Annotated in this window: 13 protein-coding genes and 2 riboswitches; of the genes, 12 read left to right on the forward strand and 1 reads right to left on the reverse strand. The window is 66.6% G+C overall.

Annotation, left to right across the window (positions count from 1 at the left end; translation table 11 throughout):
• The first annotated feature begins 14 nt into the window (after window positions 1-14).
• The 4 genes from QRN63_RS00535 to QRN63_RS00550 are packed head-to-tail and all read left to right on the forward strand — an operon-like array spanning window position 15 to window position 3128.
• Window positions 15-941, forward strand: coding sequence for a Rossmann-like and DUF2520 domain-containing protein (locus QRN63_RS00535; RefSeq protein WP_285028818.1), 927 nt, complete (start codon window positions 15-17; stop codon window positions 939-941).
• Entirely contained in the window at window positions 938-1906 is a 969-nt protein-coding gene (gene panC / locus QRN63_RS00540) for a pantoate--beta-alanine ligase (protein WP_267320296.1), read from the forward strand. Before QRN63_RS00535 ends, panC begins: the two co-directional genes overlap by 4 nt.
• The gene (panD, locus tag QRN63_RS00545) at window positions 1906-2313 is read left to right on the forward strand and encodes an aspartate 1-decarboxylase (protein ID WP_020100918.1); all 408 of its coding nucleotides are present in this window, start codon (window positions 1906-1908) and stop codon (window positions 2311-2313) included. The genes panC and panD overlap by 1 nt, the downstream gene beginning before the upstream one ends.
• Window positions 2314-2318: 5 nt before the next feature.
• The gene (locus QRN63_RS00550; RefSeq protein WP_267320295.1) at window positions 2319-3128 is read left to right on the forward strand and encodes a type III pantothenate kinase; all 810 of its coding nucleotides are present in this window, start codon (window positions 2319-2321) and stop codon (window positions 3126-3128) included.
• On the opposite strand, the gene QRN63_RS00555 is transcribed toward QRN63_RS00550, so the two are convergent.
• Window positions 3125-4372, reverse strand: a complete 1248-nt coding sequence (locus tag QRN63_RS00555) for an alanine racemase (RefSeq protein ID WP_285028819.1) — start codon at window positions 4370-4372, stop codon at window positions 3125-3127. The two genes, QRN63_RS00550 and QRN63_RS00555, sit on opposite strands and share 4 nt — an antisense overlap.
• A gap of 24 nt (window positions 4373-4396) precedes the next feature.
• Between QRN63_RS00555 and lysS the strand changes: the two genes are divergently transcribed.
• From lysS to QRN63_RS00595, 8 genes are all read left to right on the forward strand, one after another.
• Entirely contained in the window at window positions 4397-5899 is a 1503-nt protein-coding gene (lysS, locus tag QRN63_RS00560) for a lysine--tRNA ligase (RefSeq protein WP_285029657.1), read from the forward strand.
• 109 nt (window positions 5900-6008) lie between these two features.
• Entirely contained in the window at window positions 6009-6356 is a 348-nt protein-coding gene (gene lsr2, locus QRN63_RS00565; RefSeq protein WP_267320293.1) for a histone-like nucleoid-structuring protein Lsr2, read from the forward strand.
• Between the two features lie 259 nt (window positions 6357-6615).
• The gene (gene clpC1 / locus QRN63_RS00570) at window positions 6616-9138 is read left to right on the forward strand and encodes an ATP-dependent protease ATP-binding subunit ClpC (protein WP_267320292.1); all 2523 of its coding nucleotides are present in this window, start codon (window positions 6616-6618) and stop codon (window positions 9136-9138) included.
• 58 nt (window positions 9139-9196) lie between these two features.
• Window positions 9197-9342, forward strand: a riboswitch (adenosylcobalamin (AdoCbl) riboswitch).
• 1 nt (window position 9343) lies between these two features.
• Window positions 9344-9559, forward strand: a complete 216-nt coding sequence (locus QRN63_RS00575; RefSeq protein ID WP_020100912.1) for a CbtB domain-containing protein — start codon at window positions 9344-9346, stop codon at window positions 9557-9559.
• Between the two features lie 15 nt (window positions 9560-9574).
• Window positions 9575-10483, forward strand: a complete 909-nt coding sequence (locus QRN63_RS00580; protein ID WP_285028820.1) for a CbtA family protein — start codon at window positions 9575-9577, stop codon at window positions 10481-10483.
• Between the two features lie 57 nt (window positions 10484-10540).
• Window positions 10541-10936 carry a YbjQ family protein gene (locus QRN63_RS00585; protein WP_064857257.1) on the forward strand — a complete coding sequence of 132 codons (396 nt, stop codon included), beginning with the start codon at window positions 10541-10543 and terminating at the stop codon, window positions 10934-10936.
• A gap of 26 nt (window positions 10937-10962) precedes the next feature.
• Window positions 10963-11166: riboswitch (cobalamin riboswitch) on the forward strand.
• A gap of 114 nt (window positions 11167-11280) precedes the next feature.
• Window positions 11281-13536 carry a 5-methyltetrahydropteroyltriglutamate--homocysteine S-methyltransferase gene (gene metE, locus QRN63_RS00590; RefSeq protein ID WP_285028821.1) on the forward strand — a complete coding sequence of 752 codons (2256 nt, stop codon included), beginning with the start codon at window positions 11281-11283 and terminating at the stop codon, window positions 13534-13536.
• 135 nt (window positions 13537-13671) lie between these two features.
• On the forward strand, window positions 13672-14589 hold the full coding sequence (locus QRN63_RS00595) for an NADP-dependent oxidoreductase (RefSeq protein WP_285028822.1): 918 nt from the start codon (window positions 13672-13674) through the stop codon (window positions 14587-14589).
• The last annotated feature ends 1 nt before the right edge of the window (window position 14590 follow it).

Raw genomic sequence — 14590 nt, forward strand, 5'->3', positions numbered from 1 at the left:
GTGAGGTCGCTGCAATGAAGCAGCTCGACGGACTGCGTCCGGCCCGGCTCACTGTCGGAATCATTTCCGCAGGGCGGGTCGGCAGTGCGCTGGGTGTTGCGCTGGAGCGTGCGGACCACGTCGTCGTCGCCTGTAGCGCGATCTCCCATGCGTCGCGCGGCCGTGCCGAGCGCCGGCTGCCCGACACCCAGGTGTTGCCCGCGCACGACGTCGCCGCCAAGGCCGAACTCCTGCTGCTGGCCGTGCCGGACGCGGAGCTGACGTCCGTCGTCGCGGGCCTGGCGGCCACCGGATCGGTCCGCCCCGGGACCATCGTCGTGCATACCTCGGGCGCCAACGGCATCGCCGTGCTGGCGCCGCTGACGGAACAGGGCTGTATCCCGCTGGCCATCCACCCGGCCATGACGTTCACCGGCTCGGACGAAGACATCACCCGGCTGTCGGAGACCTGTTTCGGTATCACCGCGGCCGACGAGATCGGCTACGCCATCGCCCAGTCCCTTGTTCTCGAGATCGGCGGCGAACCGTTCCGGGTTCGCGAAGACGCCCGCACGCTGTACCACGCGGCCCTGGCGCACGCCGGCAATCACGTCATCACCGTCGTTCTCGACGCCGTCGAAGCCCTGCGCGGCGCGCTGGCCGGCCAGGAGCTGCTGGGCCAGGAACTGGTCACGGGCGACCCTGCCGGCATCGCCGAACGCATCCTCGCGCCGCTGGCGCGGGCCTCCCTGGAGAACGCGCTGCAGCGCGGGCAGAGCGCGCTGACGGGTCCGGTGGCCCGCGGCGACGGCGCTGCCGTCGCGGCCCACCTGAATGCGATGGAAGAACTGAATCCCGAAGTGGCGCAGGCATATCGGGCCATGTCGCTGCGCACCGCACAACGTGCCCACGCACCCATCGAGGTTTTCGCCGTGTTGAACGACTCAGGGAGAGCGCAGTGACCGATCGCAGGCCGCCGAAGTTCACCGCCGGCGAGCTGAACCTCTACACCAATCCGACCGACGTGTCGGATGTGTCGCGGGTGCTGCGCGCCACCGGGCGCCGGGTGATGCTCGTGCCGACCATGGGGGCGCTGCACGACGGGCACCTGGAGCTGGTGCGCTCCGCCAAGAAGGTGCCCGGCGCCGTCGTCGTGGTCTCGATCTTCGTCAATCCCTTGCAGTTCGGCGCGGGGGAGGACCTGGACGCCTACCCGCGCACCCTGGATTCCGACGTCGAGCTGCTGCGCGGCGAGGACGTCGACATCGTCTTCGCGCCCAGTGCCGCCGCCATGTATCCCAACGGTCAGCGCACCACGGTCCTGCCGGGTCCGCTGGGCGCCGAACTCGAGGGCGGGTCCCGGCCGACGCACTTCGCCGGGATGCTGACCGTCGTGCTCAAGCTGCTGAACATCGTGCGCCCCGATCGCGCGTTCTTCGGCGAAAAGGATTACCAGCAGCTGGTTCTGGTGCGCCAGATGGTCGAAGACCTCGACCTCGACGTGCGCATCCAGGCGGTGCCGATCGTGCGCGAGAACGACGGTCTGGCCATGTCGTCGCGCAACCGCTACCTCGATGCTGAACAGCGCGAGCAGGCCGGGGCATTGTCCGCGGCACTGCTGGCCGGCAAGTACTCCGCGTCGCACGGCGCGGCCGCCGCACTCGATGCGGCCCGGGCGGTCCTCGACGAGGTCCCCGCCATCGACGTCGACTATCTGGAAGTCCGGGACCCCTGGTTGGGTCCGGCACCGGCTTCGGGCCCGGCCCGGCTGCTGGTGGTGGGCCGGCTCGGCACGACCAGATTGTTGGACAACATCGCCATCGACATCGGCGCATCCGCAGGGATCGACGGTCACCCGAATGTCGGGTCCGCCATCGACCATGACGGAGCCGACGGCGGCAACCACGAATTACCTTGGAGGAATTGATGTTTCGCACCATGCTGAAGTCCAAGATCCACCGGGCCACGGTGACGCAGGCGGACCTGCACTATGTGGGTTCGGTGACCATCGACGCCGATCTGATGGATGCCGCCGACATCCTCGAGGGTGAGCAGGTCACCATCGTCGACATCGACAACGGCAACCGGCTCGTCACCTACGCCATCACCGGCGAGCGCGGTACCGGCATCATCGGGATCAACGGTGCCGCAGCGCATCTCATCCACCCCGGTGACCTGGTGATCCTCATCGCCTACGCCACCATGGACGACGCCGAGGCCCGCACGTACCAGCCGAACGTCATCTTCGTCGACGCGCAGAACCGGCAGATCGACTTCTCGCACGACGCCGCGCATGTCCCGGACGGCGTCGACGGCCTGCTGTCACCGCGGTAACGCCGGTGCTGCTGGCAATCGATGTCCGCAACACCCACACCATCGTCGGGTTGATCTCCGGTTCTGGAGATCACGCAAAAGTGGTGCAGAACTGGCGGATTCGTACCGAGTCGGAGGTGACGGCCGACGAGCTCGCGCTGACCATCGACGGCCTGATCGGTGACGACGCCGAAAACCTGCTCGGCGCAACGGGTTTGTCGACGGTGCCGTCGGTGCTGCACGAAATCCGGGTGATGCTGGAGCAGTACTGGCCGAAGGTGCCGCATGTGCTGATCGAGCCGGGTGTGCGCACCGGCATCCCGCTGCTGGTCGACAACCCGAAAGAGGTCGGGGCCGACCGGATCGTCAACTGCCTTGCGGCGTACCACAAGTACGGCACCGCGGCCATCGTCGTCGACTTCGGGTCGTCGATCTGCGTCGACGTCGTCTCGGCCAAGGGTGAGTTCCTCGGCGGTGCCATCGCGCCGGGTGTCCAGGTGTCCTCGGACGCCGCGGCGGCCCGGTCGGCGGCGCTGCGCCGTGTCGAGCTGACCCGGCCGCGGTCGGTGATCGGCAAGAACACCGTCGAGTGCATGCAGGCCGGTGCCGTGTTCGGTTTTGCGGCCCTGGTGGACGGTCTGGTGAACCGGGTACGCGAGGACTTGGAGGACGCGCGGGGTTCCGACGGAAATCACGTCACCGTCGTGGCAACCGGGCACACCGCGCAACTGGTGCTGCCGGATCTGCGCACCGTGCAGCACTACGAGAAGAACCTCACGCTCGACGGCCTCCGGCTGGTCTTCGAGCGCAACCAGCGCAACGCCCGCCGCGGCTAGAAGAAGGTCCGCACCAGCTCGACCACCCGGTGGCCGGCGTCGAGCACCGGGATCAGCTGCCATTTGTCGAAAACGGTGCATGGGTGCGAGATGCCGAACTCGAGCCAATCGCCGACCTCGACGCTCTGGTCGCCCGGTGCCAGCCGCAGATAGGCGTGCTGGTCGTTGAGTTTCTCGACGCGGCTGTCGGGCCGCCCGTACGGCACGGGCAGGTCCTGGTCGAACGACACGTCCCGGCGGCCCATCCCCACGATGGCGAGGTCGGGCTCGGGCCGCGAGAGCACCTGCGCCCACACGCTCAGTGCGGGTTCGAGGTGGCCGTCGTCGCTCCGGCCCAGCGGTGAGGTCCGCGCGTACAGGCCGTCGTCGTGCGTCAGGTAGCAGCCGCTGCGCAGGACGGTGCGCACGGACATGCCCGCCGGCCAGCCGGTCAGGACGTCGGCGACCAGGTCGAAGTATGTGCTGCCGCCGGCCGTCACCAGGATCTCGTCGGTCTCGAAAAGCGGGTGCAACCGGATCGCGGCATCTCGCATCGTCTGCAGGTACCGGGAGACGGCAGCCACCGCGGCAGCACCGACGTCATGGCCGGTCGCCGCCTCATAGCCGGCGACGCCGACCAGCCGCAGCCGGTCCGAGTCGACCACCGCGCGCGCCACGGCGTCGACGGTCTCGGCGCCGCGGCATCCGGTGCGGCCGCCCGGCTCGCCGATCTCGACGCAGACGTCGACCTGGCGGCGCCTGCCGGTCAGTGCGGACGTCATGAGCTGTACTCCGCGCACCGAGTCCACCCAGCAGGTCAGCTCGAAGTCGGGATTGGCGTCCAGTTCGGCGGCCAGCCAGCGCAGCCCGGTGACGTCGACCAGTTCGTTGGCCAGGATGATCCGCCGGACGCCGAAGGCCCGGAACACCCGGACCTGGCTGATGGTGGCGGCCGTGACCGCGACGGCCCCGGCGCCCAGCTGGCGGGCCAAGAGCTGCGGAGACATGTGGGTCTTGCCGTGCGGCGCGAGCTCTACGCCCCGGCGGCGGCACCAGCGCGCCATGGTGACCATGTTGTGCACCAGCGGCTGGGTACGCAGCGTGGCGACCGGCGATACCGCGCCGTCGTCGAACAGACTGGGGCGCCGGCGGCACACCTGAGCAGGGGTCTGGCCCCACCACGAGGCCGGCAGACCCTTGAATCTCCAGTCGATCGGCTCGTGGTCCAGCGCGTCTACGGCGGACTGCTCCAAACTGGTGGCCATGGGCTTCATTTAAGCTGGCATTTCGTGAGCGAAGCCGACAGCCCCGACATTCCCGAGCAGTTCCGCATCCGCCAGGCCAAGCGTGAGCGGCTGCTGGCCGAGGGGCGTGACCCGTATCCGGTCGAGGTGCCGCGCACCCACACCCTGGCCGAGCTGCGGGCGGCGTATCCGGAGCTCGCCGCGGACACCGCGACCGGCGACATCGTCGGCGTGGCGGGGCGCGTCGTGTTCGCCCGGAACTCGGGAAAGCTGTGCTTCGCGACGCTGCAGGAGGGCGACGGCACCCAACTGCAGGCCATGCTGAGCCTGGACAAGGTGGGCCAGGAGTCGCTCGATTCGTGGAAGTCGGACGTCGACCTGGGTGACATCGTGTTCATCGAGGGCGAGGTCATCAGTTCCCGGCGCGGTGAATTATCTGTGCTTGCCCAGAACTGGCAAATTGTCTCGAAGGCCCTGCGACCGCTTCCCGTCGCGCACAAGGAATTGAATGAAGAGACCCGGGTCCGGCAGCGGTACGTCGACCTGATCGTGCGGCCCGAGGCCCGCAATGTCGCCCGCCAGCGCATTGCCGTGGTGCGGGCATTGCGGTCGGCATTGGAGCGTCGCGGTTTTCTCGAAGTCGAGACCCCGATGCTGCAGACGCTGCCCGGTGGTGCCGCGGCGCGCCCATTCATCACGCACTCCAACGCGCTCGATGCGGATCTGTACCTGCGTATCGCGCCCGAGTTGTTCCTGAAGCGCTGCCTGGTCGGTGGCTTCGAGAAGGTTTTTGAGCTTAATCGGAACTTTCGTAACGAGGGCGCGGATTCCACGCATTCACCGGAATTTGCGATGTTGGAGACATATCAGGCCTACGGCACATATGACGATTCCGCGATTGTGACGCGTGAGCTTATTCAGGAGGTTGCCGACGAGGCCATTGGGACTCGAATGGTCCCACTGCCGGACGGTTCCACCTACGACCTCGACGGTGAATGGGCGACCGTCGAAATGTATCCGTCGTTGTCGGAAGCGCTGGGCGAGGAGATCACTCCGGAGACTTCCGTCGAGTACCTGTGGAAGGTGGCCGAACGGCTCGGCGCCGAGATTCCCCGGGACCGGGGGTACGGCCACGGGAAATTGATCGAGGAACTGTGGGAGCACACCGTCGGTGATCACCTTTGGGCGCCGACCTTCGTACGGGATTTCCCGGTGGAGACCACGCCGCTCACGCGCGCCCACCGCTCTATTCCGGGCGTTACGGAAAAATGGGATCTGTATGTCCGGAAGTTCGAGCTCGCCACCGGATATTCGGAGTTGATCGATCCGGTCATTCAACGCGAACGTTTCGAGGCACAGGCGCGTGCCGCCGCTGCCGGTGACGACGAGGCAATGCGACTTGATGAGGATTTCCTTATCGCATTGGAGTATGCGATGCCGCCGACGACCGGAACGGGAATGGGGCTCGACCGCTTGCTGATGGCGTTGACGGGGTTGACGATTAGGGACACGGTTTTGTTCCCGATTGTTCGCCGTCAGGGCGACTGAAAACTGAGCTGACCCTGAGACTTGTTGAAGGAATTCGAGTCCTATGCCAGCATTGTTATGGCAGAGTCGATTCTGCATTTTTCCGAGGCAGAAGGGTTAGTGTGGGCCGATGGCAAAGAAAGTGACTGTCACGCTCGTCGACGATTTCGACGGTGAAGGTGCGGCGGATGAGACGGTCGAATTTGCTCTCGACGGGGTGAACTACGAGATCGACCTCACCACCAAGAACGCAACCAAGCTTCGGAATGATTTGAAGAAATGGGTCGAGGCCGGCCGTCGTGTCGGTGGTCGCCGCCGCGGACGCGCCAGCACCGGCTCGACGGGGCGGGGTCGCGCGTCCATCGATCGTGAGCAGAGCGCCGCCATCCGGGATTGGGCGCGCCGCAACGGTCACAATGTCTCCAGCCGGGGCCGTATCCCGGCGGAGATCATCGACGCGTTCCACGCCGCCACCTGAGCCGGCGGGCAACAGAATTCAGGGTTGCCCGCAGTTTCTCTGTTCGCTTTGGGCGTAGCCCGGTCGGGCTGATCCGGGAAACGATTCATAGCCGCAGGGCGTTGGCCTTTTCGCAGCGCTGAGTGGCCTTGCGAGCTAGGGGATACCGCAGGGCACGCATGGTCGCCGCCCATTAGAGTGGACGGTAGGCGCACAGCGTCGCGACACGCGAAGTGACGCGGCAGGAGCTGCGGCTACGAGGGAGAGCAGGTAACCACCGATGTTTGAGAGATTCACCGACCGGGCCCGTCGGGTCGTCGTCCTGGCTCAAGAAGAAGCCAGGATGCTCAACCACAACTACATCGGCACCGAGCACATCCTGCTTGGCCTCATTCATGAGGGCGAGGGCGTAGCTGCCAAGTCGCTGGAATCGCTGGGCATCTCGCTGGAGGGCGTGCGCAGCCAGGTCGAAGAGATCATCGGCCAGGGCCAGCAGGCGCCGTCCGGCCATATCCCGTTCACGCCGCGCGCCAAGAAGGTGCTGGAGCTGTCGCTGCGCGAGGCGCTGCAGCTCGGCCACAACTACATCGGCACCGAGCACATCCTGCTCGGCCTGATCCGTGAGGGCGAGGGCGTCGCCGCGCAGGTGCTCGTCAAGCTGGGCGCCGAGCTGACGCGGGTGCGTCAGCAGGTCATCCAGCTGCTGTCGGGCTACCAGGGCAAGGAGACCGCCGAAGCCGGCACCGGTGGGCGCGGTGGCGAGACGGGCAACCCGTCGACGTCGCTCGTGCTCGACCAGTTCGGCCGCAACCTGACGGCCGCCGCCGCCGAGGGCAAGCTCGATCCGGTCATCGGCCGCGAGAAGGAAATCGAGCGGGTCATGCAGGTGCTGAGCCGCCGCACCAAGAACAACCCGGTGCTGATCGGTGAGCCCGGTGTCGGTAAGACCGCCGTCGTCGAGGGCCTGGCGCAGGCCATCGTGCACGGCGAGGTCCCCGAGACCCTCAAGGACAAACAGCTCTACACGCTGGACCTGGGCTCGCTGGTCGCCGGCAGCCGCTACCGCGGTGACTTCGAAGAGCGCCTGAAGAAGGTGCTCAAGGAGATCAACACCCGCGGCGACATCATCCTGTTCATCGACGAGCTGCACACGCTCGTCGGGGCGGGTGCCGCCGAGGGCGCCATCGACGCCGCCAGCATCCTGAAGCCGAAGCTGGCCCGTGGCGAGCTGCAGACCATCGGTGCGACCACCCTCGACGAGTACCGCAAGTACATCGAGAAGGACGCCGCCCTCGAGCGCCGGTTCCAGCCGGTGCAGGTGGGCGAGCCGACCGTCGAGCACACCATCGAGATCCTCAAGGGTCTGCGCGACCGCTACGAGGCGCACCACCGCGTCTCCATCACCGACGGTGCGCTGGTCGCGGCCGCGACGCTGGCCGACCGCTACATCAACGACCGGTTCCTGCCGGACAAGGCCATCGACCTGATCGACGAGGCCGGTGCCCGCATGCGCATCCGCCGGATGACCGCTCCGCCAGACCTGCGCGAGTTCGACGAGAAGATCGCCGATGCCCGCCGGGAGAAGGAATCGGCCATCGACGCGCAGGACTTCGAGAAGGCAGCCCGGCTGCGCGACTCGGAGAAGACGCTGGTCGCCCAGCGCGCCGAGCGCGAGAAGCAGTGGCGTTCGGGTGACCTCGACGTGGTCGCCGAGGTCGACGACGAGCAGATCGCCGAGGTCCTGGGCAACTGGACCGGTATCCCGGTCTTCAAGCTGACCGAGGCCGAGACCACGCGTCTGCTGCGCATGGAAGATGAGCTGCACAAGCGGATCATCGGCCAGGTCGACGCCGTCAAGGCGGTCTCGAAGGCCATCCGGCGTACCCGCGCCGGCCTGAAGGACCCGAAGCGTCCGTCGGGCTCGTTCATCTTCGCCGGCCCGTCCGGTGTCGGTAAGACCGAGCTGTCGAAGGCGCTGGCCGAGTTCCTGTTCGGTGACGACGACGCGCTCATCCAGATCGACATGGGCGAGTTCCACGACCGCTTCACCGCGTCGCGGCTGTTCGGTGCCCCTCCGGGCTACGTCGGCTACGAAGAAGGCGGCCAGCTCACCGAGAAGGTGCGCCGCAAGCCGTTCAGCGTCGTGCTGTTCGACGAGATCGAGAAGGCCCACCAGGAGATCTACAACAGCCTCCTGCAGGTCCTCGAAGACGGCCGCCTGACCGATGGTCAGGGCCGTACCGTCGACTTCAAGAACACCGTGCTGATCTTCACCTCGAACCTCGGTACGAGCGACATCAGCAAGGCGGTCGGCCTCGGCTTCACGCAGGGTGGCGGCGAGAACAACTACGAGCGCATGAAGCTCAAGGTGCACGACGAGCTGAAGAAGCACTTCCGCCCGGAGTTCCTGAACCGAATCGACGACATCATCGTGTTCCACCAGCTGACGCAGGAAGAGATCATCCAGATGGTCGACCTGATGATCGGCCGGGTCGGCAAGCAGCTCAAGGCCAAGGACATGGAGATGGAGCTGACCGACAAGGCCAAGGCACTGCTGGCCAAGCGCGGCTTCGATCCCGTCCTGGGCGCCCGCCCGCTGCGCCGGACCATTCAGCGCGAGATCGAGGACCAGCTCTCCGAGAAGATTCTCTTCGAGGAGGTCGGCCCCGGTCAGCTGGTCACCGTGGACGTCGACAACTGGGACGGCGAGAGCAACAACACCGAGGATGCGGTGTTCACCTTCGCCGGCCGTCGCAAGGAATCGGCCGATCTGGCCGAGGCCGCGGCGACTGTCTCGGAGTAACGGATCGCGGAAAATACCCTCTCCCGGACATCGGGGGAGGGTATTTTTCGTTGGGCGTGTATCTTCATCCCGTACGACGGTGTATGGAAGCCGGTGAAAATCCGGCGCGGTTGCGCCACTGTGAGCCCTCGCGGCGAGTCAGATCTTTCGCCGTCGTGCAGAACCGAACAATGTAGGGGCGCGTGACCCCGTAGGAGGTTTGACCATGACGAGTATCGCGGTTTCGAAGCCGGGTGTATCGACCAAGGCGCTATCGGCGACGCGGGTGGCAGTGCTGCTCGGGGTGACGATCTTCCTGGCGATGCTGGCCTACTACCTCGTCGGCATCGACGAGGGCATGATGTCGATGTTCGGCAAAACCGTCGTGGTCCACGAGTGGGTGCACGACTCGCGGCACTTCCTCGGCTTCCCCTGCCACTGACCCCAGGGGACTTTCGTGGAAATCCGCGTCATCGGGCGCGGAGCCCTCGCCGGCCTGATCGCCGGCATGCTGGGGTTCCTGTTTGCCTGGATTTTTGCTGAACCCACCATCGACAAGGCCATCGACTACGAGTCCGGCCGCATGAACGTGCTCTCGACCGTCCACACGGCCATGGGTCATCCGGTCGAGCCGGACGGGCCGGAGCTGTTCAGTCGATCCATCCAGTCGGGTGTCGGTGCCGCCACCGGCATCATCGCGTTCTCTGTGGCGATGGGTGCGCTGGTGGCCGTCGCATACCTGGTGCTGCACGGCCGGTTCGGGGTCCGGCCCAAGGTGCTCGGCTGGACCGTGGCCGGTTTCGGCTTCCTGGGCGTCTACCTGCTGCCGTTCGTGAAGTACCCGTCGAACCCACCCGCCATCGGCCATGAATTCACCATGGAAGCCCGCGGCTTCCTGTACCTGGGAATGGTGTGGGGGTCGCTGACGCTGCTGGGCCTCGCGGTGTTCGCGGCGCGCAAGCTGTCCGGGAAGGTCGGCTGGGCGCGTGCGGTCGGCATCGCGGTGCTCGGGTTCTTCGTGTTGTACGGCGGCCTCTTGGCGGCCCTGCCGTCGCTGGGCGATCTGGCCGCCAACGTCGAGCACTCCGGTGAGTTCGGTTTCGCGCGCGCCGCGACCGAGACGCCGCAGCCGATCACCAACACGTTCCCGGCGCCGGTGACCGTCGACGGCAAGGTCTACGCCCCCGGGCAGCTGATCTACCCGGGCTTCGACGCCGACCTGCTGTGGAAGTTCCGGTGGTACTCGCTGATCGACCAGGCGCTGATCTGGGCCGTCATCGGGCTGGTGTTCGGCGGGCTCGTCGACCGCTACCTCGGTGGCGCCAGGAAGCCCGTTCCGGCGCAGGACGTGACAGCCGCCGTCTGACGATTGCGGTTGCCGCGCACTACAGTTCGAGGCGTACCGACACAGAAAGGCGACAGCATGCTGGTTGTCACGACGAATGACCTGCCCGGGTGGGAGATTCAGCGGGTCTGCGGTGAGGTGTTCGGCCTCACCGTCCGGTCCCGGAACGCCTTCGCACAGATGGGCGCCGGCTTCAAGGCGATGTTCGGCGGCGAGCTGCAGGGCATGACCAAGAACCTCGCCGAGAGCCGCAACGAGGCCATGGGCCGGTTGCTTCAGGAATGTCAGGCCCGCGGCGGCAATGCCATCATCGGAATGCGGTTCGACACCACCGAGATCGGCGATGTGTGGACCGAGATCTGCGCGTATGGCACTGCGGTGCAAGCAGTTCCGGTCACCGACGCGGCCCGCTACACCGCACAGCAGTTGGGTTACGGCGGCGGCCCGGGCCCGGCGCAGGGCCCGACAGGGTAATCTCCTCGGCGCAGCTGGTTTGCCAATGACGCTTCGGCGTCTGCGGCGTCGAATGGCGGGGAATCGCCATGAGAGGGAACCCGGTGGGAATCCGGGACTGTCCCGCAGCGGTATGCAGGAACGACCGCCGTCATCCGCACTGATCCACGGATTGGGAAGCGACGGCCACTAGGTGCACCCGAGGGTGCGTGCCTGCGAGTCCGAAGACCTGCCAGCTGTGCCGGATGCGCCGCGTCCGGCGGTGCATCGCCTCGTGGAATGGGCAGTCGCCGAGGGCGGTTTGCGCTGCCTTCGATGGATGTCCTTGGGCGGTGCGCACTTCCGTCGCATGTGAAGGACGTCAGTTGTCAACACCATTCACCGCAACCATTCTGGGTGCGCCTCGCATCGGCCCGAACCGTGAACTCAAGCGGGCCGTCGAACGCTATTGGGCCGGCCGGATCGACCGGGCCGCGCTCGACGAGATCGCCGCGGGCCTGCGCCGCGACACCCTCGCCGCGCTGGCGGCCGCCGGACTGGATTCCGTTCCGGTCAACACGTTTTCCTACTACGACCAGGTTCTCGACACCGCGGTACTGCTCGGTGCGCTGCCGGCCCGCGTTCAGGGCGTCAGTGACGACTTGGATCGCTACTTCGCCGCGGCTCGCGGCACGGCGGACATCGCACCGCTGGAGATGACCAAATGGTTCGACACCAACTACCACTACATCGTCCCGGAGATCGGTCCGGACACCGCGTTCGCACTGAACCCGGCCAAGGTGCTGACCGAGCTCAAAGAAGCTCAGAAACAGGGTGTTTCGGCCCGGCCCGTGCTCGTCGGGCCGGTCACCTTCCTGGCGTTGAGCAAGGCAGTCGACGGCGCCGCGGCACCCATCGAGCGCATCGGTGAGTTGCTACCGCTGTATGTCGACCTGCTGGGTCAACTCGCGGATGCGGGTGCCGAGTGGGTGCAGGTCGACGAACCGGTGCTGGTCACCGACATCCTCGACAATGGGGCCGAACTGGCCGAGCAGGTCTACACGACGCTCGCGGGCGCGACCAAACGCCCCGCGATCCTGGTCGCCACCTACTTCGGTGAGCTGGGTGCCGCGCTGCCCGCACTGGCCCGTACCCAGATCGACGGTATAGCAGTTGATTTCGTCGCCGGCGGAGACCAGCCGATAGCGGGCCTGGCGGACAAACTCCTGGTCGCGGGCATCGTCGACGGTCGTAACATCTGGCGCACCAACCTGGAAACCGCGCTGGCGCGGTTGGGTGCGCTGGCCGGGTCGGCGAAGGCTGTTGCGGTGTCGACGTCGTGCTCGACGCTGCACGTGCCGTATTCCCTTGAGCTGGAAACAGATCTGGATGACGCCCTGCGCAGCTGGCTGGCGTTCGGCGCCGAGAAGGTCCGTGAAGTGGCGACGCTGGCCACCGCGCTGCGCGAGGGACGAGACTCGGTTGCCGCTCGGCTCGAGGCGTCCAACCAGGCGGTCGCGTCGCGGACGCACGACCCGCGGCTGCACAACGCCGCGGTCCGATCACGATTGGCGTCGGTGCTGTCCGGAGGCCTCGAGCGTCGGCCGGCTGCTGAGCGCCGTCAGGCGCAGGATGCCCGGCTGAACCTGCCGTCGCTGCCGACCACCACCATCGGCTCGTTCCCGCAGACCGCCGACATCCGCAAGGCGCGCGCTGCACTGGTGGCCGGCGAGATCGATGAAGCCGAGTACACCGATCGGATGAAGGCCGAAGTCGAGACGGTCATCCGGTTGCAGGAGGAGCTCGGCCTGGACGTGCTGGTGCACGGCGAGCCCGAGCGCAACGACATGGTGCAGTACTTCGCCGAGCAACTGGACGGCTTCTTCGCCACGAAGAGCGGCTGGGTGCAGTCGTACGGCAGCCGCTGCGTACGTCCGCCCGTGCTGTTCGGTGACGTCACGCGCCAGCAGCCGATGACGGTCGAGTGGGCCAAGTACGCACAGACGCTCACCGACAAGCCGGTCAAGGGCATGCTCACCGGCCCGGTGACCATCCTGGCGTGGTCCTTCGTTCGCGACGATCAGCCGCTGGCCGACTCTGCCAACCAGGTGGCCCTGGCCATCCGCGACGAGACGGTCGATCTGCAGTCGGCGGGTATCGCGATCATCCAGGTCGACGAGCCCGCGCTGCGTGAGCTGCTGCCGCTGCGGAACGCCGACAAGGCGGCCTACCTGAAGTGGGCGGTGGACGCGTTCCGGTTGTCGACCTCGGGGGTCAGCGACGAGACCCAGATCCACACCCACCTCTGCTACTCGGAGTTCGGTGAGGTCATCGGCGCCATCGCAGACCTCGACGCCGACGTGACGTCGATCGAGGCGGCGCGTTCGCACATGGAGGTGCTCGACGACCTCAATGGCATCGGGTTCGCGGGCAGCGTCGGGCCCGGGGTGTACGACATCCACTCGCCGCGGGTACCCACTGTCGACGAGATGGCGACGTCGCTGCGCCATGCGCTGAATGCCGTTCCGGCGGAACGGCTGTGGGTGAACCCGGACTGCGGTCTGAAGACCCGGAAGACCGATGAGGTGACCGAGTCACTGCGGAACCTGGTGCAGGCAGCGCAGTTGGTCCGCGCCACGTAGCAATGCAAACGCTGTGCCCCGGAATCCGGTTCAGATTCCGGGGCACAGTTGCCTGCGGTGGCAACAGAAATAAATCGGACGGTCGGCGCCTTTTGCTCCTTAGGCTGGTATCGGAACCCGATCGGAGACAGATAGATGTCGAGAACTGTGCAGTTCGCCGAATACGGCACACCTGAGGTCTTGCGAGTGGTCGACGCCGAGCCACCGGTACCCGGGCCGACCCAGGTACGGATCGCGGTGCGCGCCGCGGGCGTGAACCCGATCGACTGGAAGATCGTCGCCGGGTACATGCGTGAACTGATTCCGCTCGAACTACCCGCAGGTGTGGGCTCCGATGTCGCGGGTGTCGTTGATGCCGTCGGTTCCGAGGTCACTGAGTGGGCTGTGGGCGACGAGGTCCTGGGCCGATCGACCACCGGCGCGTTCGCTGATTACGCGCTCGCCGAGTCGGCCGACGTCGTCCGCAAGCCCGCCGGTGTGTCTTGGGACGTGGCGGGCTCACTGGCGGGTGCCGGTGGCACTGCGTATGCCGTGCTCAAGAAGCTCGGCGTCAAAGCAGGTGAGACGCTGCTCATCCATGCGGCTGCGGGCGGAGTGGGAACGTTCGCCGTTCAGCTCGCGAAGGCCCAAGGCGTCAATGTCATTGGTACGGCAGGCGAATCCAATCAGGAATACCTGCGTTCGCTCGGCGCGACGCCGGTCGTCTACGGCGACGGCCTGCTCGAAAGGGTCCGCGCTGCTGCTCCCGGTGGCGTGGATGCCGTTCTCGACGCCTCCGGCCGCGGGGAGATTCCACTGTCCATAGAACTCACCGGCAATCCGGGGCGCGTTCTCACCCTGGTGGCCTTCGACGCCGCGGCCACCGGTATTCAAGTACACGCCGGTGGCTCGGGCAGCGAACTCGGCGCGGCCCTTCGCGAACTTGCCGCACTCGCAGGCCAGGCGCGGCTCGTCGTCCCGATCAGCCAGACTTTCCCGCTGACCGAAGCTGCGGCCGCGCTGTCCGCAAGCATGACGGGTCATGGTCACGGCAAGATCGCCATCGTGCCGTGAC

Source organism: Mycolicibacterium sp. lyk4-40-TYG-92 (genome assembly GCF_030209435.1).
Classification (GTDB): Bacteria; Actinomycetota; Actinomycetes; order Mycobacteriales; family Mycobacteriaceae; genus Mycobacterium.